22 protein-coding genes and 2 pseudogenes are annotated in these 24,282 nt (G+C 70.8%); 14 read left to right on the forward strand and 10 right to left on the reverse strand.

The window, feature by feature from the left end:
• Nucleotides 1-14 precede the first annotated feature (14 nt).
• Nucleotides 15-491, reverse strand: coding sequence for a DUF6643 family protein (locus tag ACFV9D_RS05275; protein WP_385141166.1), 477 nt, complete (start codon nucleotides 489-491; stop codon nucleotides 15-17).
• A 266-nt stretch (nucleotides 492-757) separates the two neighbouring features.
• Between ACFV9D_RS05275 and ACFV9D_RS05280 the strand changes: the two genes are divergently transcribed.
• Nucleotides 758-2,059 (forward strand): TerD family protein, encoded by a 1,302-nt coding sequence (locus tag ACFV9D_RS05280; protein WP_385141546.1) that lies wholly within the window; start codon nucleotides 758-760, stop codon nucleotides 2,057-2,059.
• 19 nt (nucleotides 2,060-2,078) lie between these two features.
• On the opposite strand, the gene ACFV9D_RS05285 is transcribed toward ACFV9D_RS05280, so the two are convergent.
• Entirely contained in the window at nucleotides 2,079-3,263 is a 1,185-nt protein-coding gene (locus tag ACFV9D_RS05285) for a glycosyltransferase (protein ID WP_385141168.1), read from the reverse strand.
• A 58-nt stretch (nucleotides 3,264-3,321) separates the two neighbouring features.
• On the opposite strand from ACFV9D_RS05285, the gene ACFV9D_RS05290 reads away from it, so the two are divergent.
• Nucleotides 3,322-4,107 carry a glutamate racemase gene (locus tag ACFV9D_RS05290; RefSeq protein ID WP_385141170.1) on the forward strand — a complete coding sequence of 262 codons (786 nt, stop codon included), beginning with the start codon at nucleotides 3,322-3,324 and terminating at the stop codon, nucleotides 4,105-4,107.
• A gap of 61 nt (nucleotides 4,108-4,168) precedes the next feature.
• Entirely contained in the window at nucleotides 4,169-4,744 is a 576-nt protein-coding gene (locus ACFV9D_RS05295) for a hypothetical protein (RefSeq protein WP_385141172.1), read from the forward strand.
• Nucleotides 4,745-4,967: 223 nt separating this feature from the next.
• On the opposite strand, the gene ACFV9D_RS05300 is transcribed toward ACFV9D_RS05295, so the two are convergent.
• Entirely contained in the window at nucleotides 4,968-6,005 is a 1,038-nt protein-coding gene (locus tag ACFV9D_RS05300; RefSeq protein WP_385141175.1) for an O-antigen ligase family protein, read from the reverse strand.
• Nucleotides 6,006-6,257: 252 nt separating this feature from the next.
• On the opposite strand from ACFV9D_RS05300, the gene lnt reads away from it, so the two are divergent.
• From lnt to ACFV9D_RS05330, 6 genes and pseudogenes are all read left to right on the forward strand, one after another.
• Nucleotides 6,258-7,862, forward strand: coding sequence for an apolipoprotein N-acyltransferase (gene lnt, locus ACFV9D_RS05305; protein ID WP_385141178.1), 1,605 nt, complete (start codon nucleotides 6,258-6,260; stop codon nucleotides 7,860-7,862).
• Nucleotides 7,863-8,008: 146 nt separating this feature from the next.
• Nucleotides 8,009-8,491, forward strand: coding sequence for an NUDIX domain-containing protein (locus ACFV9D_RS05310; protein ID WP_385141181.1), 483 nt, complete (start codon nucleotides 8,009-8,011; stop codon nucleotides 8,489-8,491).
• Between the two features lie 166 nt (nucleotides 8,492-8,657).
• Entirely contained in the window at nucleotides 8,658-9,419 is a 762-nt protein-coding gene (locus tag ACFV9D_RS05315; protein ID WP_385141183.1) for a 3-hydroxybutyrate dehydrogenase, read from the forward strand.
• 56 nt (nucleotides 9,420-9,475) lie between these two features.
• Nucleotides 9,476-11,365, forward strand: a complete 1,890-nt coding sequence (locus ACFV9D_RS05320) for a helix-turn-helix domain-containing protein (RefSeq protein ID WP_385141186.1) — start codon at nucleotides 9,476-9,478, stop codon at nucleotides 11,363-11,365.
• A gap of 270 nt (nucleotides 11,366-11,635) precedes the next feature.
• Entirely contained in the window at nucleotides 11,636-11,854 is a 219-nt protein-coding gene (locus ACFV9D_RS05325; RefSeq protein ID WP_385141189.1) for a hypothetical protein, read from the forward strand.
• 6 nt (nucleotides 11,855-11,860) lie between these two features.
• Nucleotides 11,861-12,813, forward strand: a pseudogene (locus ACFV9D_RS05330) (IS5 family transposase).
• 67 nt (nucleotides 12,814-12,880) lie between these two features.
• Here ACFV9D_RS05330 and ACFV9D_RS05335 read toward each other — a convergent pair.
• A complete protein-coding gene (locus tag ACFV9D_RS05335) occupies nucleotides 12,881-15,151 on the reverse strand; it encodes an MMPL family transporter (protein ID WP_385141192.1) in 2,271 nt (756 codons plus the stop codon).
• A gap of 175 nt (nucleotides 15,152-15,326) precedes the next feature.
• On the opposite strand from ACFV9D_RS05335, the gene ACFV9D_RS05340 reads away from it, so the two are divergent.
• Both ACFV9D_RS05340 and ACFV9D_RS05345 read left to right on the forward strand, forming a co-directional pair.
• Nucleotides 15,327-16,499, forward strand: a complete 1,173-nt coding sequence (locus ACFV9D_RS05340; RefSeq protein WP_385141194.1) for a sensor histidine kinase — start codon at nucleotides 15,327-15,329, stop codon at nucleotides 16,497-16,499.
• Complete coding sequence (locus ACFV9D_RS05345) at nucleotides 16,474-17,136, forward strand: response regulator transcription factor (protein WP_150497990.1); 663 nt, start codon at nucleotides 16,474-16,476, stop codon at nucleotides 17,134-17,136. Before ACFV9D_RS05340 ends, ACFV9D_RS05345 begins: the two co-directional genes overlap by 26 nt.
• A 319-nt stretch (nucleotides 17,137-17,455) precedes the next feature.
• Here the strand turns inward: ACFV9D_RS05345 and ACFV9D_RS05350 are convergent, their stop codons facing one another.
• Nucleotides 17,456-18,829, reverse strand: coding sequence for an MFS transporter (locus tag ACFV9D_RS05350; protein WP_385141197.1), 1,374 nt, complete (start codon nucleotides 18,827-18,829; stop codon nucleotides 17,456-17,458).
• Between the two features lie 300 nt (nucleotides 18,830-19,129).
• The gene (locus ACFV9D_RS05355; RefSeq protein WP_385141200.1) at nucleotides 19,130-19,345 is read right to left on the reverse strand and encodes a hypothetical protein; all 216 of its coding nucleotides are present in this window, start codon (nucleotides 19,343-19,345) and stop codon (nucleotides 19,130-19,132) included.
• On the opposite strand from ACFV9D_RS05355, the pseudogene ACFV9D_RS05360 reads away from it, so the two are divergent.
• The 3 genes and pseudogenes from ACFV9D_RS05360 to ACFV9D_RS05370 form a co-directional block, all read left to right on the forward strand.
• Nucleotides 19,321-19,524: pseudogene (locus ACFV9D_RS05360) on the forward strand (class I SAM-dependent methyltransferase); the annotation flags it as partial. The gene ACFV9D_RS05355 and the pseudogene ACFV9D_RS05360 overlap by 25 nt on opposite strands.
• Before the next feature lie 101 nt (nucleotides 19,525-19,625).
• Nucleotides 19,626-20,804 carry a hypothetical protein gene (locus tag ACFV9D_RS05365; protein WP_385141203.1) on the forward strand — a complete coding sequence of 393 codons (1,179 nt, stop codon included), beginning with the start codon at nucleotides 19,626-19,628 and terminating at the stop codon, nucleotides 20,802-20,804.
• A 32-nt stretch (nucleotides 20,805-20,836) separates the two neighbouring features.
• A complete protein-coding gene (locus tag ACFV9D_RS05370; RefSeq protein ID WP_385141206.1) occupies nucleotides 20,837-20,998 on the forward strand; it encodes a hypothetical protein in 162 nt (53 codons plus the stop codon).
• Between the two features lie 357 nt (nucleotides 20,999-21,355).
• Here the strand turns inward: ACFV9D_RS05370 and ACFV9D_RS05375 are convergent, their stop codons facing one another.
• The 4 genes from ACFV9D_RS05375 to ACFV9D_RS05390 form a co-directional block, all read right to left on the reverse strand.
• Nucleotides 21,356-22,132, reverse strand: coding sequence for a hypothetical protein (locus ACFV9D_RS05375; RefSeq protein WP_385141209.1), 777 nt, complete (start codon nucleotides 22,130-22,132; stop codon nucleotides 21,356-21,358).
• 63 nt (nucleotides 22,133-22,195) lie between these two features.
• Nucleotides 22,196-22,609, reverse strand: a complete 414-nt coding sequence (locus ACFV9D_RS05380) for a hypothetical protein (RefSeq protein WP_385141211.1) — start codon at nucleotides 22,607-22,609, stop codon at nucleotides 22,196-22,198.
• A gap of 521 nt (nucleotides 22,610-23,130) precedes the next feature.
• Nucleotides 23,131-23,958 (reverse strand): competence protein CoiA, encoded by an 828-nt coding sequence (locus ACFV9D_RS05385; protein ID WP_385141214.1) that lies wholly within the window; start codon nucleotides 23,956-23,958, stop codon nucleotides 23,131-23,133.
• Nucleotides 23,959-23,961: 3 nt separating this feature from the next.
• Entirely contained in the window at nucleotides 23,962-24,204 is a 243-nt protein-coding gene (locus tag ACFV9D_RS05390; protein WP_385141217.1) for a hypothetical protein, read from the reverse strand.
• Nucleotides 24,205-24,282 lie beyond the last annotated feature (78 nt).

The raw sequence follows: 24,282 nt of genomic DNA on the forward strand, positions 1-24,282 counted from the left end.
CCGCACGGAGTCGGTCAGTACCCCTGGCCCTGGTAGGGGCGGTTGTAGGGGTCCTGGTACGGCGCGGGCGCCGGGGCGGGCCGAGCGGCCGCCGGGCGCATCGCCTCGTACCCGGTGGACACCGGACGCTGCGGCTGCTGGGGCTGGACGCCCGGGTAGCCGCGGGGGCCGGCGGGCTGCTGCGGGATGTACGGCGCCGGAGCGTGCTGCAACGGCACGGGGGCCATCTGCTGCTGCATCGGCTGCGGGTAGCCGTACGAACCGCCGCCGCTGTAGGCCGGGGCGTGCTGGCTGGGTGCCGCCGGGAGGGCGGGCAGGGCCGCGGGCAACGCCGGCAGGTAGCTGTTGCCGGTGTCGTACGCGGCAGGCACTCGGATCGGGGCGATCTGAGGCGTGCCCCGCTCCGCGACCAGGGAGTCGTAGATCGGGGTGTCGGGGAACGACGGCGCGGTGTAGTAACCGCCTCCGTAGGTGGAGCGGGGGGAGGTCATGGCACATAAGTTAAGCCCACGATGTGCTGGTTGGGGAGCCCGATAAGAGGGTTGTTTGACGGGTTCTGAGTGACCGCCGATCCATAATGCGATCGAACGTGACAAAAACGGTCGCGCTGAGGGCCTCCGGCCGGGCGCCGATCTTGAAAACACGAGCTGAGAAGGGGTTACCCACGGGTCGCCCCGGACGAGGCCATGTGCCCGGCATTAGGTTGACGTAAAGAAATCTTGATGCGCCAGGACCGTGATGGGGGGCGAGCATGTCCATGCTTAAAGGAGCCAATGTTCCGGTGCCGGCGCGCGGTGTGCGTGTGGAATTGGGCTGGCGTTCCGGTGCGGGAGTGCCGGATGTGGACGCCTCGGCGCTACTCCTTGTGTCGGGGAAAGTGCGCTCCGACGCGGACTTCGTTTTCTACAACCAGCCGGCGCATGTCTCGGGGGCGGTACGGCACGAGGGGAAGACCTCCTCCGGCGGCCCCGGCGGCAGTGTGACGGACACGCTCGTGGTGGACCTCGAGCGGGTGGAACCCGCCGTCGAGCGGATCGTCCTGGCCGCCTCGGCGGACGGTGGTGACTTCGGCCGGGTGCCCGGGCTGTACGTACGCGTCACGGACGTGGCCGGCGGGGCGGAGCTCGCGCGCTACGACAGCGCGGACGCGACCGTCGAGACGGCGTTCGTCCTCGGGGAGCTCTACCGGCGCCAAGGCGCCTGGAAGTTCCGGGCGGTGGGGCAGGGGTACAGCTCGGGCCTGGAAGGTCTGGCCACGGACTTCGGCATCACCGTGGACGAGCCGCAGCAACCGGTGGCGCCCGCGCCGCCCACGCACGTGAGCCCGCCGACGGCGGCCCGGGCTCCTGCGTCGCCCACGCATGTGCGCCCGCCGACAGCGGTCCCGGCTCCCGCGTCGCCCGCCGCGTCCGCGCAGCCGGTGCGGCTCACGAAAGTCACCCTCACGAAGGAATCCCCGACGGTCTCGCTCGCCAAGCAGGGCGGCACCTCCGGTGCCATGCGCGTGAACCTCAACTGGCAGATGCGTAAACAGTTCACCGGCTGGGCCGCCAAACTCGGTCGCGCCGTCGCCCAGCACGCCGACCTCGACCTCGACCTGTGCGCCCTGTACGAACTGACCGACGGCCGCAAGGGCGTGGTGCAGTCGCTCGGCAACGCCTTCGGCTCGCTGCACCAGGCCCCGTACATCCACCTCGACGGCGACGACCGCACCGGAGCACTCGCCTCCGGCGAGAACCTCACCATCAACCTGGACCACAAGGACAGGCTCCGCCGCGTCCTCGTCTTCGTCACCATCTACGAAGGCGCCCGCAGCTTCGCCGATCTGCACGCGACCGTCACCCTCCAGCCGCAGCACGGCGCGGCCGTCGACTTCTCCCTCGACGACTGCACCGTCCCCTCCACCGTCTGCGCGCTCGCCCTTCTCTCCCGGGAGAACGGCGACCTGGTCGTCCGGCGCGAAGCCCGCTATCTGGTGCCGCAGCGCGGAGTCAGCCCACAGCGGACCGTCGACCAGGCGTACGGCTGGGGCATGAACTGGACCCCGGGGCGCAAGTAGCCTCCCTCGGCCGGGCGGCTCACCGGTCGGGCGCCGCCTCGGGACGGGCGTACGTACGCCCCTTCCAGGCCGCGCCCCGACCCCGGTAGTGCTGCACCGCCGAATCCACCGTCATGAGGAGATAGAGCAGCGCGGTGAACGGGAGCGTGGGAGCGAGCCAGAGCGGCTGGCGGTAGTAGCGGAGCATCGGGAGGTACGTCCCCGCCATCACCGCCCACGCGAGCCCGCCCGCCCAACCGGCGACCGCATCCCCGCCGAACAGTCCGGCCGCCAGCGCGACCGGGGGAGCGAGGTAGACGACGGCGAGTCCGGCGACCGTGCCCGCCAGCACGAGCGGGTTGTGCCGGAGCTGGGCGTACGCGCTGCGCGACACCATCCGCCACAGATCGGCGAGGTGCGGGTACGGGCGGATGGAGTCCACCCGGTCGGCAAGACCCAGCCAGATCCGCCCGCCGGCCCGCCGCACCGCCCGGGCCAGCGACACGTCGTCGATCACCGCCTGCCGGATCGACTCGGGCACCCGGGCCCGTTCGGCCGTCTCCGTCCGCAGCAGCACACAGCCTCCGGCCGCCGCCGTCGCGAGGGGGCGGCGGCGGCTGATCCAGCGGAACGGATACAGCTGGGCGAAGAAGTACACGAACGCGGGCACGACCAACCGTTCCCAGAAGCTCGCCACCCGCAGCCGGGCCATCTGGGACACCAGGTCCAGCTCGCCACCGACGGCCGCGGCCACGAGTCGCCGCAGGCTGTCCGGCTCATGGGCGATGTCGGCGTCCGTCAGGAGCAGGAACTCCGGCTCACGCGCGCGTGCCAGGCCGATGCCGTGGCGCAGCGCCCACAGCTTCCCCGTCCAGCCGGGCTCGGGCTCGCCGGGCGAGGCGACGGTCAGCGGCAGCCCTCCGTACGCCACGGCCAGCTCACCGGCGAGCTTCCCGGTGCCGTCCGTACTGCCGTCGTCGACCAGCACGACGTCCGCCTCGCCCGGATAGTCCTGCGCGAGCAGCGACGGCAGGCTCAGCGGAAGCACCTCCGCCTCGTCCCGGGCCGGCACGACGATCGTGACCCTGGGCCAGCTGCCGGGCTCCACGCGCGCGTGCGGGACGGGTGGGAGGCGTTGGTCGGTACGCCAGAAGAACCCCTGACCCAGCAGCAGCCACCCCCAGGCGGCCAGCGAACCCGTCGCGATCCAGGCAATGGCGCTCATTCGCCGCAGTCTGCCCCAGATCGCCGGGGATGCAAGGGTGGTCGGCTAGGGTGACCGGGTGAAGATCGCGCTCATGGACTCCGGAATCGGCCTGCTCCCGGCAGCGGCCGCGGTTCGCCGACTGCGGCCCGACGCGGATCTGGTCCTCTCCTCCGACCCCGACGGGATGCCCTGGGGTCCCCGTACACCGGAGGACCTCACCGAGCGCGCCCTGACGGTCGCACTGGCTGCCGCGGCACACGAGCCCGACGCGCTGATCGTCGGCTGCAACACCGCCAGCGTGCATGCCCTGCCCGCGCTGCGGGCCGCGCTGGAGCCCCGTATCCCGGTGATCGGCACGGTCCCCGCGATCAAGCCCGCCGCCTCGGAGGGCGGGAAGGTCGCCATCTGGGCGACCCCCGCCACCACCGGCAGCCCCTACCAGCGCGGCCTGATCCGCGACTTCGCCGACGGCGCCGAGGTCACCGAGGTGCCCTGCCCCGGACTCGCCGACGCGGTGGAGCAGGCGGACGCGGCCGCCGTCGAGCGGGCCGTGGCGGCCGCCGCGGCTCTCACCCCGCGCGATGTACGGGCCCTGGTGCTCGGGTGCACGCACTACGAACTCGTCGCCGAGCGGATCCGCGCGGCGGTGCAGTCCGCCGACCTGCCACCGGTGGTTTTCCACGGCTCCGCGGGGGCAGTCGCCGCACAGGCGCTCCGTCGGATCGGCGTCGAGCCCGCACCCCACGCGAGCCCGACCGGGGGTCTGACCGTCCTGCTAAGCGGCCGGACCTCGGAACTGCCGGCCGCCGCCCTGAGCTACGCGGAAGGCCGCCTGCTCCGGGCCGCGGCGCCCGCCCGCTGACGGGCCGCCGTCCGGCGCCGAAGGGGCGCCGTATGAGCGGAACGTGAGTAGGCTGCCACGCATGAGGGACCATTTCCGACATCCCCGACACCCCCGCCCCTTGGACACCGAAGCGCCCCTGCCCGAGGTGTGGATCGGTCGCGCCACCAACCGCATGCAGTGGGTGGCGGCGGTCGCGGGTGCCGCCTGTATGGCGCTGGGCATCACCATCGCGGTCGACTCGGCGTGGACCTCCGGCATCGCGGCCCTGCTGATGGCCGTGATCGGCTGTGTCGCGGCGGGACTGCTCGTCCTCTTCGGGACGCTCGCCTTCGTCCATGTCGAGGTCAAGGTGGACCAGCGGGCCATGGAGGTCCGTTGCGGCCACATAGGAGTGCCGCGTCGGCGCATCCTGCTCTCCCACGTGGTCGGCGCGGACTACCTCCCGAAGGTCACCCCCCACGACTGGGGCGGCTGGGGCTATCGCTGGCGCCCCGAGAAGGGCAAGGCGGTCATCGTCCGCCGGGGCGAGGCGCTGGTCCTGAGACTGGACGACGGTCGTACGTTCACGGTCACGGTCGACGACGCCGAGTACGGCGTCCGCGTCATCCGCGACCGGCTGCGCCCGGCGACACCGGCGGGTCCTACGAACGCCTGAGCCTGAGCGCCACGCTCGCCGGATCGGCGGCGACGCCGAGGCGTTCTCGTACGCGGGCTGGACCCGGGGTGCGGCGGTGGCACCGTGGTCAGTGGTCAGTGGTCAGTGGTCAGCGGTCAGCGGTCAGCGGTCAGTGGGCTGCGGGCAGTCGGCGGCGGTCAGGGGTCGGCCGGGCAGGCGACAGCGGGGGGTCTGGGACGGTGCCGGAGAGAGGCCGCGTGTCTCAGTCCGCCAGGTCAGGGGCGGTACGGGCCGTCGCCAGGCCCGCGAGAAGGCCGGCTCCCGCGGTCACCGGGGTGAAGCTCAGCGCGTTGCCGACCGTGGCGAGCGCCGCGAGCGCGGTCAGGGCGGCCGCGGCCGTCAGGACCACAGCGGTCCGGCGCGGCGAGGCCCAGAGCCCGTACAGCAGCCAGCCGTAGACCCCGCCCAGCAGCACGACTCCCGGCAACCCCTGCTCGGCCGCCTGCTGGAGCGGGGCCGAATGCGGCTTGCCGTCGGCGTACAGCGTCTCCCGGGCGGTGGGGCTCAGCGAGCCGAACCGTTCCGGCCCGACCCCGAGCAGCGGGTTCTCCCCGGCCAGGTCGGCGGCGTCCTGCCACAGCAGCACCCGGTGCCGGGTCAGCTGGCCCTCCAGGGAGACCGTGAGCCCCTCGGGGAGCCGTTCCTCCGCCACGGCCCAGGAGGCCCCCACGACCAGCCCCGTCGCCAGCGCGAGTCCCGCGAGTCCCAGGAGCCGGCGCCGCATCCGTACCGCCGCGAGGGAGCACAGCAGGACGCCGAGCGCCGCGACGAAACCCACCACCGAACCCAGGACCAGGGCCACGCCTGCCACCGTGAGGGCGAGCGCCCGCAGCAGGAGCCGGCCCGGAACCGAGTCGGCGGCCGAGGCGGCGCAGCAGGCCGCCCCGGCGGCAAGCACGAGCAGTGCCGCGGCCGCACCCGTATGACCGGGCGGTACCGAGCCGGCGGGGGTGGCGCCCGGGACGCCCGGCCCGGAGGTCAGGGCGAGGCCGAGGGCGGCGAGGGACGCGGCCGCAGCGGCGGCGACGGGGAGCAGAGTTCCGGAGATCCGGCCCACGGCGTACCCCGCGGCGAGCGCCAGAACGGCGAGAAGTATCCCCTCCGGGCGGGCGTCCCGGCCGGCGGAGGTGACGAGCGACCACACCACGCAGGCGCCGAGGATCAGCACCCCGGCGACATCCGGTGCCCGCCCACGCTCACGCCCACGCACGGCGGCCCGCTCAGCCGCAGGTGCAGCCATCCCCGTCGACCCCCCGCTCCGTCTGGCCGACACCGTAACGGGGCGGCCGCAGTTTGGGGAGCGAAAGCGCAGGAACGTTGTTGCAGAAGTGAGGGAATGGTGACGATGGCACGCCCCGCCGTACTCAGCCCTTATGAGGGCCCCTGCGTGGCCCTCGGCGCGCCGACGTCCGCCGGTCCGTCCCCGGGCTCGTCCGCGAGCCGCCAGGACCGGGCTGCTCCGGGCCCGGGCAGGCGCCGTAGACTCCGCAACGTGAGCACCACGATCACCCCCGTCGACGCCTCAGGACCCGCTGCCGCCCCCGAGCCCGGTCGGTCCGGCCTGCGGCGCCTCGTACGGCCGGGCGCGGCCGTGCTGTCGGGGGTGCTGCTCTTCCTGAGCTTCCCGCCCCGCCCGCTGTGGTGGCTCGCGCTGCCGGGCTTCGCCCTCCTCGGCTGGACGCTGCGCGGCCGTCGCCTGCGGGCCGGCTTCGGTCTCGGCTACCTCGCCGGCCTCGGCTTCCTGCTGCCGCTCCTGATCTGGACCGGTGCGGAGGTCGGCCGGTTCCCGTGGATCGCGCTCTCCGCCGTCGAGGCACTGTTCATCGCCGCCGCCGGTCTCGGGATCGCGGCCGTCTCCCGGCTCCCCGGCTGGCCGGTGTTCGCCGCCGCGGTGTGGATCCTCGCCGAGGCGGCACGCGCGCGTGTCCCCTTCGGCGGCTTCCCCTGGGGCAAGATCGCCTTCGGGCAGGCCGACGGCGTCTTTCTGTCTCTGGCCGCCGTCGGCGGCACACCGTTGCTCGGCTTCGCCGTCGCCCTCTGCGGCTTCGGGCTGTACGAGGTGATCCGCCAGGTCCGCGCCTACCGCGTCACCGGCGTCGTCCCGCGCGGCCCGCTCGCCGCGGCCGCGCTCACCGTCCTCGTCCCGGTCACCGGCGCCCTCGCCGCGCTGCCGCTCGTCGACGACTCCGCGGAGGACGGCACCGCGACCGTCGCCGCAGTCCAGGGCAACGTGCCCCGCCTCGGACTCGACTTCAACGCACAGCGCAGGGCCGTCCTCGACAACCACGTCGCCCGCACGAAGGAGCTGGCCGAGGACGTCGAGCAGAAGAGGAAGCCCCAGCCCGACTTCGTCCTGTGGCCGGAGAACTCCTCCGACATCGACCCGTACGCCAACCCCGACGCGGCCGACGCCATCGACCAGGCCGTGCGGAAGATCGGCGTACCGACGGTGATCGGCGCCGTCGTCGCCCCGGAGACGGGCAAGCTGCGCAACACCCTGATCCAGTGGGACCCGAAGCAGGGCCCCGTCGCCACGTACGACAAGCGACACGTCCAGCCCTTCGGCGAGTACATCCCGATGCGGTCCTTCGTACGGATCTTCAACAGCAACGTGGACCGCGTCAGCCGCGACTTCGGCCCCGGCAACAAGATCGGGGTCTTCGACCTCGCCGGCACCAAGGTCGGCCTCGCGACCTGCTACGAGGCGGCGTTCGACTGGGCCGTGCGGGACACCGTCACCCATGGCGCCCAGCTGATCTCCGTACCGAGCAACAACGCCACCTTCGGCCGCAGCGAGATGACCTACCAGCAGCTCGCGATGTCGCGGGTGCGGGCGGTCGAGCACAGCCGTGCCGTCGTCGTCCCGGTCACGAGTGGGGTCAGCGCGATCATCGAGCCGGACGGTGACATCGTGTCGCGGTCCCAGATGTTCACGCCGGACGTCCTCGTCGAGAAGGTGCCGCTGCGGTCCTCGCTCACCCCGGCGACGCGGATGGGCACGCTGCCCGAGGCGCTCCTGGTGGGTGTCGCGGTCGCCGGGCTCGGTTGGTCGGGGCTGCGGGCCGTGCGGGCGCGCCGGAGCCGCCGCGAAGCCTGAGGGCCGCCGGTGCCAGGGCGTGAGCCGCTCGGCACAGGGCCTCAGTCCTTGGACTACGGGCCTCAGGCGTTGGGCCTCGGGCGCCCGGCTTCGGGGCTCGGACACCGGGCCGAGGGTCTTGATCCAACGGGGCTTAGGGTCGAGGCATGGGTACTCCTGACTTCATCCGCGAACTCCGGGTCGGCATCGGCCACCAGCTGCTCTTCCTGCCGGGTGTGAGCGCTGTCGTCTTCGACGACCGGGGACGCGTGCTGCTCGGCCGCCGGACCGACAACGGACTGTGGGCGATCATCGGCGGCATCGTCGAGCCGGGCGAGCAGCCCGCGGCCTGCGCCGTCCGCGAGGTGTACGAGGAGACCGCCGTACGCTGCGAGGCCGAGCGGGTCGTGATCGTCCAGACCCTCCGCAAGCCCATCACCTATCCCAACGGCGACCAGTGCCAGTTCATGGACGTCACCTTCCGCTGCCGTGCCGTCGGAGGCGAGGCCCGCGTGAACGACGAGGAGTCGACGGACGTCGGCTGGTTCGACGTGGACGACCTGCCGGAGATGAAGCGGTTCTCGCACTTCCGGATCGAGCAGGCGCTCGCCGACGAACCCACATGGTTCGACCCCATGCCCCAGAGCTGAAGTATGGGCTCGCCACACATCGGTTGGCGGTGGGGTGCTTCATAAGGTGCGGAGCATGAGCGCCCCCACCACATCAGGTCCCGCACCGGCACAGGTACCGGCACCACCCGCACAGGGCCCCTCACAGGGCCCCGCACCGGCCCCCACCCCTGCGCCCGGATCCGTCATGCTCGACCTCGCCGGCCGCACGGCGCTCGTCACCGGCGCGGCCGGCGGCATCGGGCGGGCCTGCGCGCTCCGGCTCGCCGCTGCGGGGGCGCGCGTCAGAGCAGTCGACCGGGCGGCCGAGGGCCTTGAGGCGCTGGCCGAGGCGGCCGGCGGTCTCGCCGGCGCCGTCGAGCCGCAGCTGCTCGACCTCACCGACCTCGACGCCGCCGAGGCCGCGGCCGCCGGCGCCGACATCCTCGTGAACAACGCCGGACTCCAGCTCGTCCGCCCCATCGAGGAGTTCCCGCCGGACGTCTTCCACACCGTCCTCACCGTGATGCTGGAGGCCCCCTTCCGGCTGATCAGAGGCGCCCTGCCGCACATGTACGCCCAGGGCTGGGGCCGGATCGTGAACCTCTCCTCCGTGCACGGTCTGCGCGCGTCCGCCTTCAAGTCCGCCTACGTGGCCGCCAAGCACGGCCTCGAAGGACTCTCCAAGACCGCCGCGCTCGAAGGCGCCCCGCACGGGGTCACCTCCAACTGCGTCAACCCCGGCTATGTCCGTACGCCGCTGGTCGAACGGCAGATCGCCGACCAGGCCGCCGCCCACTCCATCCCGGCCGAGCGCGTCCTGACCGACGTCCTCCTGAAGGACTCGGCGCTCAAGCGGCTCATCGAGCCGGAGGAGGTCGCCGAGGCCGTGCTCTACCTCTGCACGCCCCAGGCCTCCTTCATCACCGGAACCTCCCTGACCCTCGACGGCGGCTGGACCGCTCACTGACAGCGGTTTTCCACAGGGCTGGTGCGATCACCCCTACGGCAGGTATCCCTGTGTCCATGTCCCAAGAACAGGTCTCCTACCTGGAGCTCCTCGCACGAGGAGCCGCCACGGAGGGCTTCGACAGGCCCGTGCTGCTCGCCCGTGCGAGCGGCGCGGGCCCCGAGGAGCTGGCCGAGCTCGAACAGGCCAAACAGCTCGCCCTGCGCGTGCGCGCCGAGCTCGAGGGCAGGCGCCGCCGCGAGGCCGAGCTCTCCGCCCTCTTCGAGACCGCCCACGACCTCGCGGGACTGCGCGACCTCGACGCCGTGCTCCGCGCCATCGTCCAGCGCGCCCGCTCCCTGCTCGGCACCGAGGTCGCCTACCTCAGCCTCAACGACCCCGCCGCGGGGGACACGTACATGCGCGTCACCGAAGGCTCGGTCTCGGCGCGCTTCCAGCAGCTCCGGCTCGGCATGGGGGAGGGCCTCGGCGGACTCGTCGCCCAGACCGCCCGCCCGTACGTCACCGACAACTACTTCGACGACGCCCGCTTCCAGCACACCCGCACCATCGACTCCGCCGTGGGCGACGAGGGCCTCGTCGCCATCCTCGGCGTGCCGCTGACCCTGGGCAGCCAGGTGATCGGCGTGCTGTTCGCCGCCGACCGGCGCGCCCGGGTCTTCGAACGGGAACAGGTCGCGCTGCTCGGCTCCTTCGCCGCGCACGCCGCCGTCGCCATCGACACGGCCAACCTGCTCGCCGAGACCCGCTCGGCGCTGGCCGAGCTGGAGCGGGCCAACGACATCATCCGCGAGCACAGCGGCGTCATCGAGAGGGCCTCGGAGGTCCACGACCGGCTCACCGAACTCGTGCTGCACGGCGGCGGGGTCCACGACGTGGCCGAAGCCGTCTCCGAAGTCCTCGGCGGAAGAGTCGAGTTCATCGACACCGGCCTCGACCCCGCCCGGCTCGCCGACGGCCACGCCCTGCGCGAGGCCGACCGCTGGATGGCGGCCGTCTCGGCCGGCGGAGAGACCTTCGGCGCCCTCGTCCTGCACGGCCAGCCCGACCTCGACCCCGTCGACCAGCGCACCTTGGAGCGCGCCGCCCTGGTGACCTCCCTGCTGCTGCTCGCCCGCCGCTCGGCCGGCGAGGCCGAACAGCGGGTACGGGGCGAGCTGCTCGACGACCTCCTCGACGCCCCCGACCGCGACCGCCGGCTGCTGCGCGAGCGCGCCGCCCGTCTCCGTACCGATGTCGACGCGCCGCACGTCGTGCTCGCCGCCCGTATCGACCGGGCCGGGTCCGGCGGCGAGACCGACGCGGGGGTACGGGAGAGCGCGGACCGCCAGCGACTGTGGTCGGCGGCCTCGCACCTCGCCGCCACCCGGCACGGACTGGCCTCCGCACGCGATGGCGGGACGGTGCTCCTGCTCCCGCTCGGCCCGGGGGAGAGCGCGGCCGAACTGGCCCGCCAGACCGCCAAGCACCTCGGCGGCGCGCTGCGCGAGCCCGTCACGGTGGGCGCCTCCGCCCTCGTCGACTCGCCCCTCGCCACACCCGGCCTGGTCGCGACCGCCTACGAGGAGGCCCGGCGCTGCATGGACGCGCTGCGCCTGCTGCACCGCTCGGGCGAGGGCGCCGCGGCCGAGGACCTGGGTTTCCTCGGCCTGCTGCTCGCCGACACCCGGGACATCGAGGGCTTCGTCGAGCGCACGATCGGCCAGGTCGTCGCGTACGACGAACGGCGCGGCACGGATCTGGTCCGCACGATGGACGCCTACTTCGCGAGCGGGATGAGCCCCGCACGTACGAAGGACGATCTGCACGTCCATGTGAACACGGTCGCCCAACGCGTCGACCGCATCGGCCGCCTCCTGGGCCCGGACTGGCAGTCCCCGTCCCGAGCCCTGGAGATCCAACTGGCACTCCGCCTCCATGCGATGTCGGCGGCCGTCAACCGCTGACCGGCGAGACGGACGCGCCACGTCGGCGAGATCCGGCCAAAGAGATGGCCGCTCAACGGTGCTCCCTGGCCGTCGAGTTGACGAAGAGTTAGCCTGAGCTGCGAAACCGACACCCGTATTCGGAGGTCTCATTGGCTTTCTCGCTCGCAGCGTGGCCACAGTCGGCCGGCTTACGCCGGACCCGCTGAACGGTCCACCACCTGGAGTGCACCTCGTCTGCGTGAGGTGTGCCCCGACCCGAGCGAACAACAAGTCAATGGAGGCACTCCCGTGTCGGCTCATGCCACTCAGTCGAACGTCTGCAGGCATCCCGGGCGTGACGTGGCCATCGTCGCCCTGTCCGCGGTTGTCGTGGCCCTCGTCGCCGTTGTCGTCGTGATGGCGGTCGACGGCGGCCCGCTCGCTGTCCTCGGCGCGGGTGGCACCAGCCTCGCCGCGGCCTTCACCGTGGGCATGGGCGTCCTACAGCATCTCAAGTCGAGCAACTAGGGCGCCCTGCCGATCGGCGAGTACGGCCCGTACCCCGAGCGACTGCGGCAGCAGTTCGAGGGCGTGACCTGGCGGTTCAAGACGGGCGGGCAGTGGCGGGGGACGCCGACGGAGTTCGGCGCCTGGTCGACCGTCCACAACCGCTTCCGGCAGTGGCGTGACGCCGGCGTCTTCGAGGCCCTGCTGGAGGGCCTGATCACGGAAGCCGCGAAGCGGGGTGAGGTGGACCTGTCCCTGGTCAGCATCGACTCCACCACCGCCCGAGCCCACCACGACGCGGCCGGGATGCACCTCGACGAGGACGTCGTCACCGCCCTGGAGAAAGCCGCGGCCGAGGAGGAGAAGGCCAGGTCAAAGGGCGCGGCCTCGAAGAGCAAAACGGGCAAGAGACCGAAAGTGATCCCGCGGTGGAAGAACGACGACGCATCCGGCGTCGGCGGAAACTCCGGCTGAAGGCCGCCCTCCTCGGACGTTCCAGAGGCGGGCAGACCAGCAAGGTCCACCTCGCCGCCGACCGCAAGTGCCGCCCGCTGGCGTTCATCCTGACCACAGGCCAGGCAGCGGACAGCCCGCAGTTCATCCCCGTCCTGAAGAAGGTACGGGTACGCGGGCCCGTCGGCCGACCCCGCATCCGGCCGGACGCGGTCGCCGGGGACAAGGCGTACTTGTTCCGCGGAAACCGCGCCCACCTGCGCAAACGCCGTATCAAGGCGGTCATCCCGGAGAAGAAGGACCAGGCCGCCAACCGGAAGAAGAAGGGCTCCAGAGGTGGCCGACCCGTCAGCCACGACGCCGACCTCTACAAGGAGCGGAACACCGTCGACCGTCTGATCAACAAGCTCAAGGCATGGCGAGGCATCGCCACCCGATACGACAAGACTCCCGACAGCTACCTCGCCGGTCTCCACCTGCGCGCCTCGATGATCTGGATCAAGGACCTCACCAGGACCACCCGATGATCACGACTCGATATGCCCCTAGGTGACGCGCCGAGGTGCCGGACGCCAAGGGCGGGCAGGAGTTGAGTCAACGGTCAATCAGCCGTGGCCGCGGGACCTCACCCGTGGATTCCGCGTCGGTGTCGTCGGTGCCGACCGGGCCGCGGGGAAGCATCCGGTCCAGCCACTTCGGCAGCCACCAGTTGGTCCGGCCGAGGAGTGTCATGGTCGCCGGTACCAGCACCATGCGTACGACCGTGGCGTCGATGAAGATCGCGGTGGCCAGGCCGAGGCCGAACATTTTGGTGGAGGGGTCGTTGGCGACGGCGAAGGACAGGAAGACCGCCACCATGATCAGGGCGGCCGAGGTGATGATCCGGGCGGTGCGCGAGACGCCCTCGACGATCGCCGTGCCGTTGTCGCCGGTGCGCAGGTACTCCTCGCGTACGCGGGAGAGGAGGAAGACCTCGTAGTCCATCGACAGGCCGAACAGGATGGCGAAGAGGAACATCGGGATGAACGACACGATCGGAACCGTCGCTTCCAGCCCGATGAGTGCGCCTCCCCAGCCCCACTGGAAGACCGCGACCATGATGCCGTAGGCCGCGCCGATGCTCAGCAGATTCAGCAGTACCGCCTTGAGCGGTACGAGTACCGAGCGGAAGACCAGCATCAGCAGCAGGAACGACATCGCCAGCACGGTGGCGACCAACAGCGGCAGGCGTTCGCTGGTGCGTCGGCCCACGTCGGACAGGCTCGCGGCGGCGCCGCCGACGTGGGCTCTGGCCGGGCCGTGCCCGATCGCCGTGGGCAGCACGTCGGTGCGCAGCCGGGCGATGGTGTCGGTCGTGGCCTTGTCCTGAGGGCTGGTGGTCGGGAACACCACGAGGGTCGCGATGCCGGTGGCCCGATCGATCTGCGTCGGCGCGACGGATGCGACGCCCGGATCCGCCGCGACCGTTGCGACGAGTCGGTCCAGCACTCCCGGATCACCGGCGGGGTCCGCGGCGATGACGAGGGGACCGTTGGTGCCCGGGCCGAACCCCTCGGCGACGAGGTCGTAGGCGCGGCGCTCGGTACGGCTCTGGGGCAATGAGCCGTCGTCGGGCAGGCCGACGCGCAGGCCGAGCACGGGCAGCGCCGCGGTCAGCAGCAGCCCCGCCGCGCCGACCGCGTACGGCACAGGGTGCCGGCTGACGTGCCCGATCCAGCGACGCCACCCAGCGGCGTGGGCGGCGCCTGTATCCGGGTCCCGCCGCCGTGCGAGTCGGCCCGGCTTCCTGGTCTGCAGAGCCCGGCCGATCCGGCCGGCCCGGGCCAGGCGTGGGCCGGCGGCGCCGAGGAAGGCCGGCAGCAGCGTCACCGACGCGAGCACCATGATCAGGACGACGATCGAGACGGCGAGCCCGCCCACCGTCATGAACGGTACGTTCGCGACCGCGAGGCCGAGGATCGATACGACGACGGTGCCGCCGGCGAAGACCACCGGCCGCCCCGCCGTGGCCACCGCTCGCCCCGCCGCCTCGCGGGGATCGAGCCCGCGCGCGAGGTACTCCCGGTGCCTGGCGAGCACGAACAGCGCGTAGTCGATGCCCACTCCGAGCCCGACCATGCTGCCCAGGACCGGTGCGAAGGTGGGGACGTCCGTGACCCCCGCCAGTACCGTCATCGTGGCGACCCCGACGGTCAGTCCGAAGACCGCCATGCCGATCGGCAGCGCGGCGGCGACGAGCGAACCGAACGCCAGGAACAGGATCGCGGCCGCGGCGAGGAGGCCGATCAGCTCGCTCACGCCGCCGTCGGGGTCGGAGAAGGCGTAGAAAAGGTTCCCGCCCATCTCGATGCGCAGGGGCAGTTCGGCGCGCAGCCGGTCGCCGAGATCCACGAGGGCGTCGAGGTCTTCGGCCGACAGCCGGCTCTGGTCGGGGTACTGCACCCGGACGACCGCGATCCGCCCGTCGGCCGAGACGAGGCCGCCGCGCACGGCGGTGTCCCCGCCCGCGTCGAGCGCCCCCGCCGGGTCGCTCGTGCCGAGCACGTGCGGCAGCCGCTTCACCTCGGTCTGCAGCCGCGTGAGAGCGGTGCGCGCGCCGTCGTCGTCGAAGAAGGTCGCACCGTCGTCGAGGGGGGTGACGACCACTTGGGCGGTCATCCCCTCCTGGCCGGTTCCTGCCCGTTCGATCAGTTCCGCGGCCCGCTGGGAGTCCAGTCCCGGAGCGGTTATCGAGTCCGCGGTGCGCCCGCCGAAGGCGACGGCGGCGAGGACGGCGAGCGTGGTGGCGATCAGCCATGCCGCGATCACCCGCCAGGGATGGCGGGCGGCGCTTGCGCCCAGGCGCAACAGGGCTTTCGAAAGCATCGGGTCCTCCAACCACCTCGTCGGCCGTCCTTGTACGGCCGCCGATGCCGAGGTTCGCCGCCACGGCGCTCCGCGGCATCGGCCCGCGGGCCGCGGATCCGTCGGCCCCAGGGCGGAGTGACGACCCGTCCTTTCGGCCGATGCGCGGCACGCCGCGGTGCCTAGGCTGAGAACCGTGCTCCGAGACGACCTGCGAACCCTGTGGACCGAACCCCGGCCGCCCGACGCGCCCGCCCGGGTGCGGCGGGACTGGGCGCTGCTCGCCACGGGCCTTGCCGGTGTGGCGCTGGAGGCCACCCTGCGCGAGAACGTCGTGTGGCGGCCGGTGGCGGTGGTGCTCGCCGTATGGCTGTGCCTGCTGCCCCTGTGGCGCCGGACCCGCCCGCTGGCGATGGTGACGCTGGCGTTCGGCTCGGTGATCCTGCTTCCGGTGGCCTCGCTCCTCGGCACACCGAGCGAGCCCGTCGGCCTGTACACCGGCGCGGTCGTGCTCGTGCTGGTGTACGCGCTGCCCCGGTGGGGATCGGGACGCGAGATCGTGCTGGGCGGCGCGGTGATCCTCGCGGCCGGCGCGCTGTGTTCCGTCACGGACGAGACCCCGGTCTTTGAAAACGTCGTGGGCATCGTCTTCCTGCTGCTGCCCGGCGTGGTCGGGGCTGCCGTGCGGTTCCGGGTGACCGCTCGCGAGCGGCAGTTGGAGCAGGTGCGCTCCCGCGAGCGCGAGCAGCTCGCCCGGGAACTGCACGACACGGTGGCCCACCACGTGTCGGCCATGGTGATCATCGCCCAGGCGGGCCGGGTGCTCGCGGGCACCGACCCGTCCGCCGCCGTCGAGGCGCTGGAGGGGGTCGAGGAGGAAGGGGCGCGCACGCTGGAGGAAATGCGCGCCATGGTCGCCGCGCTGCGCGACCGCGGGGTCGGCGCCGAGCTGGCGCCACCTGCCGGAGTCGCGGATCTGGAGCGCCTGGTGCGCACCCCGGGTGGTCGCCTCAGGGTCGACCTGGGGCTCGACGGCGAACTGGACGCGCTGCCCCCGGCCGTGGACGCTGCCGTCTACCGGATCGTGCAGGAGTCGGTGACCAACGCGCTGCGCCATGCGGTCGACGCGACCGAACTCGTCGTGCGGGTCGCCGCGGAACGGCACACGGTACGGGTGAGCGTGCGCGACAACGGCCGGCGCACCGGCCGGGGTCGCGACGGATACGGACTTACCGGATTGCGCGAGCGCGCGACGCTGCTCGGCGGCACACTACGAGTCGGCCCGGGTACCGACCGGGGCTGGCATGTCGAAGCCGAACTGCCGAGAGCGAGGAGCGAGAGCGGTGTCCATTCGCGTCCTCGTCGCTGACGACCAGACGATCATCCGCACCGGGTTGCGGATCATGCTGAACGCCCAGCCCGGCATCGAGGTGGTCGGCGAGGCCGCCGACGGGCGGGAAGCGGTACGTCTTGCCCGCGAACTACGCCCCGACGTCTGCCTGTTCGACATCCGCATGCCCGTACTCGACGGGCTCGAGGCCACCCGGCTGGTCGCCGGCCCGGGCGTCGCCGACCCGCTGGCCGTGGTCGTCATCACCACGTTCGACCTCGACGAGTACGTCTACGGCTCACTGCGTGCCGGCGCCCGCGGATTCCTCCTCAAGGACACGGGACCGGACCTTCTGGCGCAGGCCGTACGGTCGGCGTCCGACGGTGAGGCGCTCATCGCGCCCAGCGTCACCGTCCGTCTGCTCCAGGCATTCGCGGACCTGCCCGCCGGCCGGCCCGTGGCCCAGCCGGTCTCCCCCGTCACCGCCCGCGAGGAGCAGGTGCTCCTCGCCGTCGCTCGCGGGCTGACCAACACCGAGATCGCCGATGCACTGCACATCAGCCTCAGCACGGTGAAGACGCATCTGGCCAGCCTGATGGCCAAACTCGGCGCCCGCAACCGGGTCGAGATCGCGATGTGGGCCTACGAAACGCGCCGTATCCTCCCCGGAACCTGAGCCGGGTGCCGGGCCATGTCCCATGAGTCCCTGCCCGGACATCACCGGTCGGCTCACGTCGGCTCCACGTGCCTTACCCGCCCCAGAGCGTGACGTACCAGGAGGCCGGAACTGGGACGGTGAGACACCCGATACGACAAGACCCCCGACAGCTACCTCGCCAGTCTCCACCTGCACGCCTCGATGATCCGGATCAAAGACCTCACCAGGACCACCCGATGATCACGACTCGATACGCGCCCTAGGCGCCGACGGCACGAAGCGGCCCCCTCAGCCATCTCGGCCGAGGGGGCCGCTGGGTCCCCGTCGAACAGTGCGGTCAGGCGTCGGCGCGGACCGGGGCGGTCGCGGTCCGAGGGGCGTCCTCGGCGACCTCGGACAGGTCGCGGTCGCGGGTCTCGCGGGCGCAGGCGATGGCGACGATCGTGAGGAGTGCGGCGGCGATCACGTACAGGGAGATCGGCGTCGAGGAGTCGTAGTCGGCGAGGAGCGCGGTCGCGATCAGCGGAGCCGGGGCGCCGGCGGCGACCGAGGAGAACTGCGCGCCGATGGAGGCGCCCGAGTAGCGCATCCGGGTCGCGAACATCTCGGAGAAGAACGCGGCCTGAGGTGCGTACATCGCCCCGTGCAGGATCAGGCCGACGGTCACGGCGAGCAGCAGTGCGCCGAAGGTGCCCGAGTCGATCAGCATGAAGAACGGGAACATCCAGGCACCGACACCGACCGCGCCGATCAGGTAGACGGGGCGGCGGCCGATCCGGTCCGACAGCGCGCCCCAGGCCGGGATGACGGCGAAGTGGACGGCGGAGGCGATGAGGACGGCGTTCAGTGCGGTCTGCTTGGACAGACCCACCTGGGTCGTCGCGTAGACGAGGATGAACGCGGTGATCACGTAGTAGGAGATGTTCTCCGCCATGCGGGCGCCCATCGCGATCAGCACATCGCGCCAGTGGTGCTTGAGCACGGCGACCAGCGGCATCTTCTCGACCTGCGCGGCGGCCGCCTTGCGCTCCTCTGCGGCGGCCAGCGCGGCCTTGAACACGGGCGACTCGTCGACCGAGAGCCGGATCCACAGACCCACGATCACCAGCACACCGGACAGCAGGAACGGGATGCGCCAGCCCCACGAGAGGAACGCCGCGTCGGAGAGGAGCGCGGTGAGCGCGGACAGCACACCGGTCGCGAGCAGCTGCCCGGCCGGCGCACCGGTCTGCGGCCAGGAGGCCCAGAACCCACGCCGCTTGGCGTCCCCGTGCTCGGACACGAGCAGCACGGCCCCGCCCCACTCACCACCGAGCGCGAAGCCCTGCACAAGGCGCAGCGCGGTCAGCAGAAGGGGAGCGGCGGACCCGACGGTCGCATGGGTGGGCAGCAGACCGATCGCGAAGGTGGCGCCACCCATCAGCAGCAGACTGAGGACGAGCAGCTTCTTGCGCCCGAGTCGGTCGCCGTAGTGCCCGAAGACCAGCGCACCCAGCGGCCGGGCGGCGAACCCGACCGCGTAGGTCAGGAAGGAGAGGAGCGTGCCGACGAGCGGGTCGGACTCGGGGAAGAACAGCTTGTTGAAGACGAGCGCGGCGGCCGAGCCGTAGAGGAAGAAGTCGTACCACTCGATGGTGGTGCCGATGAGACTCGCGGCGACGATGCGACGGAGGTTGGAGGGTTGTGGGGGAGCGGTCGCGGGAGAGGACATCGGCACCACTTCCTGGCGTGTGACGGGGACGTTGACGTGTCGCCACACCGTAGAAACATGCAGGTCAGAGGCGTATGTGGTGGGACACCATAGTTCCAGGTGTGGGAGTGCGCGCGCCCACCATGGAGCCGGTACCGGGGTCTTCGGCGGAGCCTCAACGAGGCCACGAAGTACGCTGTCCGAGTTGCGCTATTCGGGCATGATTTGAAGGCGCCGTGCTGACTCCCGTGCTGGTTTCGTGCTGACTGAAAGCCCACGTCATCACCCCTTCTCACCGCTCCCGTGCTGACTTGGTGCTGACTACGCTGCGTTGAAGTCCGGCATCTGCGGCAGATCCTGCACGGCCCAGTCCGGAAGGGTGACCGCCGTGATGGATGGCAATCGGGTGTTCCGCAGAAGAGAGCCTTCCTTAAAGGCGGCTCCGGTGAGCCAGGACAGGGTGTCGTCGTCGAGGAGGTCGGGGTGCCCGGCGGCCGCTTCGGCGAAGTGTTCTGCATCGGGGAAGACGCTGGGCACGACCGTGGGGCGAACTGGATCGCACCCAGGAGCTGTTACGCCGACATCTCACACCTCCCTCCGCGAGGGTCCTCGACGTCGGCGGCGGCCCCGGTGCCCACGCGTGCTGGCTCGTTAACGACGGCCATACCGTGCACCTCGTGGACCCGGTCGCCAAACACATCGCGCAGGCCAACGAGCAGTGCTTCGGACCTTCCCGAGCGATTCTTCAGAAGGCCGAGGGACGTCTCGGGCTGTGAAGTCCGTGGCGCCCCTCCGGGCCAGATGACATGCTCAGATCGTGGCGAAGGCACAGTTTCCCCTGAGGGGCGCGTACGCGGACAAGGGGTTCCGCTACATGCGGGAAGTCCGGCGGGCGATCGAGGCGTACTGGTACGCGACCATGGAGGATTCGGAGGCTGCGGCTCTGGAGGTCCGAAGGGTCGCCTCTGCGGTCAACGTCCTTGACGAGGCCGTCTTCCTACCTGCGTTCGGCGATGGTTACCGGCGGCACAGGGCCCGTGACCCCCTTGGCAAAGTCGTCATGGGGCTCGAACTGATCCGGAACTGCGAGGAGCACTCCCCTGTAATCTTCGACGGCCTGCTCGTGCCGGGTGCCCACTTCGGCATCCCGATGTCCATGGCCCCCACGCGTATGCGCGTGGTCTACACCTGGGCTCGGTACGCGGACATGCCGGATGCTTACGTGAACATTGCTCAGTCGGCCACAGAGAAGCAGAAGCGGGCTCGTGGCGAGGCGCAGGACGCCTACCGCAAGGAGGTCCAAGGCCGACCGGTCGTGGACACCTTGTTCGATGCGGTGCGCTTCTTCCACTCCCTTGACCCCCGACTGATTGCCGAGGACCCGCCGCTCGTGCGGTGGGCGTTCGCGGAGTCCACTGAACTGGAGTCCTTGGTTGAGATTCCTGATACGGACCCGCGTCTGGAGACCCCCCGTCAGCATCTGGTGTACCGGCCGATGGGCCTGGACCACTACGAGGTCTTTCTCCTGGACATCGTCTGCCGGACCTCTGACCGGCGCTCGGCTCAGTGGCCGGCCTGGGACAAGGCAGTGAAGGGCCGGAAGAACGGTCTCGTCCGGCAGGCCAAGGACCGAAATCCGCCCGGCCGATGGCGAGAAGTCCGCTACCAGCTGATCGAAGACGGCAAGGTCATCGGTTACAGCGGGATCGGAGAGGGCCCCGATCTCCCCGGCGAGCCGTGGGTGGAGCGCACACGCCAGGTGGCCAACGACGTTGATCGCGGTTACGCGTACTTCGTGCGCGCGGGCGACGCGGTGGTGCCGGTGCAGCGGGTCGGAAACCAGACAGTGGCCGCGGTCCTTGACGGGAAAGATCTTCTTCCCGAGATCGAGGATGCCGGTGAGCGGTCTGGGATGGACGTGGGTGAGCTGAAGCTGTTGGAAGACAACCCCGACCTGTACTTCCGGACCCGCCCCCGGAATCTGCGTTCGGATTGAGGGCCGCGAAGATCACCGAGGTCAAGGGCCTCGTGACGCGGTACTACCGGGACCTGGGCGGCCACGCCGGCCAGGTCAGCGCCGCGCTGACCACGACCGAGCGTCTGCTGAATGCCGAAAACTACGAGGACGCCCTGTTGGCGGCGGAGGATGCGTGGGGGATCGTTGACTTCGCGCTCATTCGGAGTGAGTAGCTGTCGCACGCCTTCGACCGGATTCGCGTCCCGGGCCTCGGCACGGGCCACGAATCCTGGCGGGCCACGAATCCGGTTGTCACCCGCTCTGTTGACTGGTGGTGGGCATGCCGAGGGTGACGGTGGTTCGGCGGGTGAGCCGGGCTGCGTCGGCTCGCTTGGTGCGGACGAACGTGAGGTGAGGTCCATGCTCTCGATCTCGCCGAGCCATGCTCTTCCTCGGCTCGCTTACGTCGGAGGATCAGACCCTTCTCACTCCCGACGAGGCGGGGCAGCAACTTAACGTCGCCCCGGGGCATCGGGCAGCGGATGTAGCCGCGCGCGTCATCTGGCTCCGCTCGTGATCGCCAGGACTGCTTAGTCGCTGACGCCCAGGACGGCGCGCGCGCAACTGACAAACTCGTCCATGGCCTCGTTGTGCTCCCGCCAGGACTGTTCGAGTAGAGGACCTATTTCAGGGTTCATGAAGTCGTTGAGCAGAGCCGACGCCTGCTCTGGCTCCAGGGCCGGGAGCCGGCGGAGAGCCGCAGATGCCGCATCGTGCACCTCCATCATGTTCGCGGCGTCGGCGGCATACGCGACACGCCAAGCATGCAGGGCCTCCACAGCCTGTCGGGTGTCCTCGTACTCGGGCATCCCGATATATACGCCCGTCAACTGCATGTAGAGCCAGTACGCCTCACCGCGTTGGTGAGCAAGGCGCTGGATGTCCTGTGCCGCCTTCAGAACGCGGGAGGACGCGGTGGTGAGGGAGGTGGGAGCGACAAGCTGGACCACTCCCCAGGCGTGGAGAAGTTCGTCGTAGGCGGACGTGGAGTCCGTGTCGGGCTCCCGGAACATCGTGTGCAGCACTCGGCCGAACGCCCTGTCACTGCCGATCAGGTTCGTCGCTGCGCTGATTCGTTGCTCGCGCAGAGAAGCGGTGTGGGCCGCGGCTGCGGCGTGGTCGGCCTGTTCCCGGACTGCCTGGAGGGTTGCTGTCGCAGCCGTTTTCGCTGCCTGTTCCGCGGCCTTGGCCTGTGCCACGCCTCCGCGGGCCTGGAGCCAGGCGCCGAGCCAGGCTCCGACGAAGCCGACCACGATAGGGAGGAGCGCAAGTATGAGCGTCTGGTGCTCCTTGAGGAAATCAGTCACGCCCTGATCTTCCCTTGCGGAACACCTCCTCTGGGAGGCGGCCGGCAACCCTGTCCCGGGCGCTCAGGCTGCGGCTTCGCCGGGCTCCTCGGCTTCATCCTCGTCCGCGCCGTCGGATCTGCCGCCGCGCGTGTAGGGGTCGATGTCGATGACGCGTCCATCAGGAAGGGTCCGTGTGTACCCGCTCACCTCGTGCTCGGCGGGGGACTTCCGTGGGTCCTTGGCGGTCGGAGAATCGGAGGCCGCTCCAGCGTCCGCGGTGACCTCGCTGCCCTCGATGTCCTCCGCGGACTCAGTGTCCTCGGCGCCCTCGGTGCCGTTCTGGTCCATGGCCTGCTTGATGAGCACGCCAGCGACGAGCAGGGCAGCGCTGATGGCGAAGACCACCTTCCCTTCGTGCTTCTTGCACAGGTTCTTGGCTTTCTCGGTGATGGAGGTGGGCTCGTCGTCCTCGGGTGCCGGCGCGGAGTCATTCACGCGCCAAGATCTATCGGACTCGCCTCTCAACTGTCAGGTGATTACCGGACATCACCTGAACAAGTTCACCACGTGCCCGGGAAGCGGCGCCGGTGAAACAGGACGCTCATGGAGCACTACGTCGCCCACCCAAGGACAGGTCTCATCGTCCTTGACCACGTAGAAGGTGACGGTGACACCGATCGGGTGCGGCCCCGGGGCGGGGAGCTGAGAACAGACCACCCGGGCGCAGGACTCGGCGCTGCAGCGGTGTTGGCCGCGACGGTGGTCAGCTGAGCCAGGAGGTCGTGGGGTACCCCTCTCGAGAGGCGGATTGACCATGCGGGTCGATTCGCGTCGCTACCGCCGAGTCCGCCGGCTGTCCACCGCGTGAGGCTGGTGTTCGACCGTGATGCTGCGGTCCGGGGCTTGCCAGGTGGTGTGGGCAGAGTAGCTGGCCGCAGTCCAGTCGGCCTCGGGCAGGGGCAGTGGCCCGCGCCGTGGAGTCCTCACGGATGTACCTGGCGGGGAAGGGGCACCCGCTACGCAATAACATGTGCCTGATCCGTAGCGGTGTCTGGTGTAAACGCTGCGACCCATCGAGGGGTCTGCTTTGGCGGGGTAACCCACACGGGGCGAAGAGCGAACGTCGCCGGTGTCCGTTCCACGGTGCGGATTGTGCGTGGCCGTCGCCCGCGGCTGGACTGCTCATTGCCGGAGCTGTCGAACCAGCTGTTGCCGTCGCGCCATGTCCCGGCGAGATGCGCGAGCCACAGCGTGCGGGCGTTGACGTCCAGCAGTGCGACGTCGGTGGTGTGCGTGCGATGTATGAACCTGATCTCTTCGGGGACGCGGACCTCGATGTCGGGGCGGAGGGTCAGCAGTTCTGGGGCGCGAGAGCGGGTGAAGCACCACAGGGTCGACAGGTATCCGGCGGCACGGTCGGCACGCTCGCGCCGGATGATCTCCTTGGTGTTGATCGCTGATGCCTGGACTTCGACGGCTACCTGAACCGGCCCTGCCCGGCCCGGGATGCGGACGGCGACGTCGACTCGGCGACGGTGCTGTGGGTGGGGGCGTTCGAGGATGACGTCGTAGCCGAGCGCACGGAACTCTGCGGCCAGGAGCGCCTTGGCAGCCAGGTGTTCCGGTGATTCCGGCTCGGATGCGGCTGGACAGTCGGCGCCGGCAGCGTGAGCGAAGTGTGCGACCTTGACACGTCCGCGCTTGAGGTGCACCGGGTGACGGCAGTAGGGGCAGCAGTATCCGCTGGGCTCGGGGACAAGGTCGCGGTGGGCTTCGGTGTGGTGGCCATCCGGGGCTAAGGCAACGAGTATGGTCCTTCTCCTCGCAAGACGAGATGTGTGCACGGGCTAGTAGACGGGGCGGCTCCACCGCTCGTCTCGGACCTGCTGCTCGATTGCCGCTCTCCGCTGGGCGAATGCGTCAATACCCTCCCCAGCGTCTGGGTAGTGCCGCGCCCGGTATCCGTTCTCGGCGAAGTGCAGCGCCAGGCGGGCGCGTTCGGGGGAGACCAGCCGGGCGTCGAACGTCTCCGTCCATCCGCCCTGCGGCATCTGGGCCTTGGACAGGAACGGGACCCAGCTCTCACGCAAGACGGCTGTAGCGGGAGGCGTTCCGCATGCCTGGCACCCCGCGATGGTGCCGTGCCCTGGGAGCCCCGCCAGGTTGCG

It is taken from the genome of Streptomyces sp. NPDC059875, from assembly GCF_042731085.1.
Taxonomy (GTDB): domain Bacteria; phylum Actinomycetota; class Actinomycetes; order Streptomycetales; family Streptomycetaceae; genus Streptomyces.

Bases quoted from the DNA above. Each gene is read 5' to 3' on its own strand.
- ACFV9D_RS05275 (WP_385141166.1), bottom strand. From the start codon at position 491: ATGACCTCCCCCCGCTCCACCTACGGAGGCGGTTACTACACCGCGCCG.
- ACFV9D_RS05280 (WP_385141546.1), top strand. From the start codon at position 758: ATGCTTAAAGGAGCCAATGTTCCGGTGCCGGCGCGCGGTGTGCGTGTG.
- ACFV9D_RS05285 (WP_385141168.1), bottom strand. From the start codon at position 3,263: ATGAGCGCCATTGCCTGGATCGCGACGGGTTCGCTGGCCGCCTGGGGG.
- ACFV9D_RS05295 (WP_385141172.1), top strand. From the start codon at position 4,169: ATGAGGGACCATTTCCGACATCCCCGACACCCCCGCCCCTTGGACACC.
- ACFV9D_RS05300 (WP_385141175.1), bottom strand. From the start codon at position 6,005: ATGGCTGCACCTGCGGCTGAGCGGGCCGCCGTGCGTGGGCGTGAGCGT.
- ACFV9D_RS05310 (WP_385141181.1), top strand. From the start codon at position 8,009: ATGGGTACTCCTGACTTCATCCGCGAACTCCGGGTCGGCATCGGCCAC.
- ACFV9D_RS05315 (WP_385141183.1), top strand. From the start codon at position 8,658: ATGCTCGACCTCGCCGGCCGCACGGCGCTCGTCACCGGCGCGGCCGGC.
- ACFV9D_RS05320 (WP_385141186.1), top strand. From the start codon at position 9,476: ATGTCCCAAGAACAGGTCTCCTACCTGGAGCTCCTCGCACGAGGAGCC.
- ACFV9D_RS05335 (WP_385141192.1), bottom strand. From the start codon at position 15,151: ATGCTTTCGAAAGCCCTGTTGCGCCTGGGCGCAAGCGCCGCCCGCCAT.
- ACFV9D_RS05350 (WP_385141197.1), bottom strand. From the start codon at position 18,829: ATGTCCTCTCCCGCGACCGCTCCCCCACAACCCTCCAACCTCCGTCGC.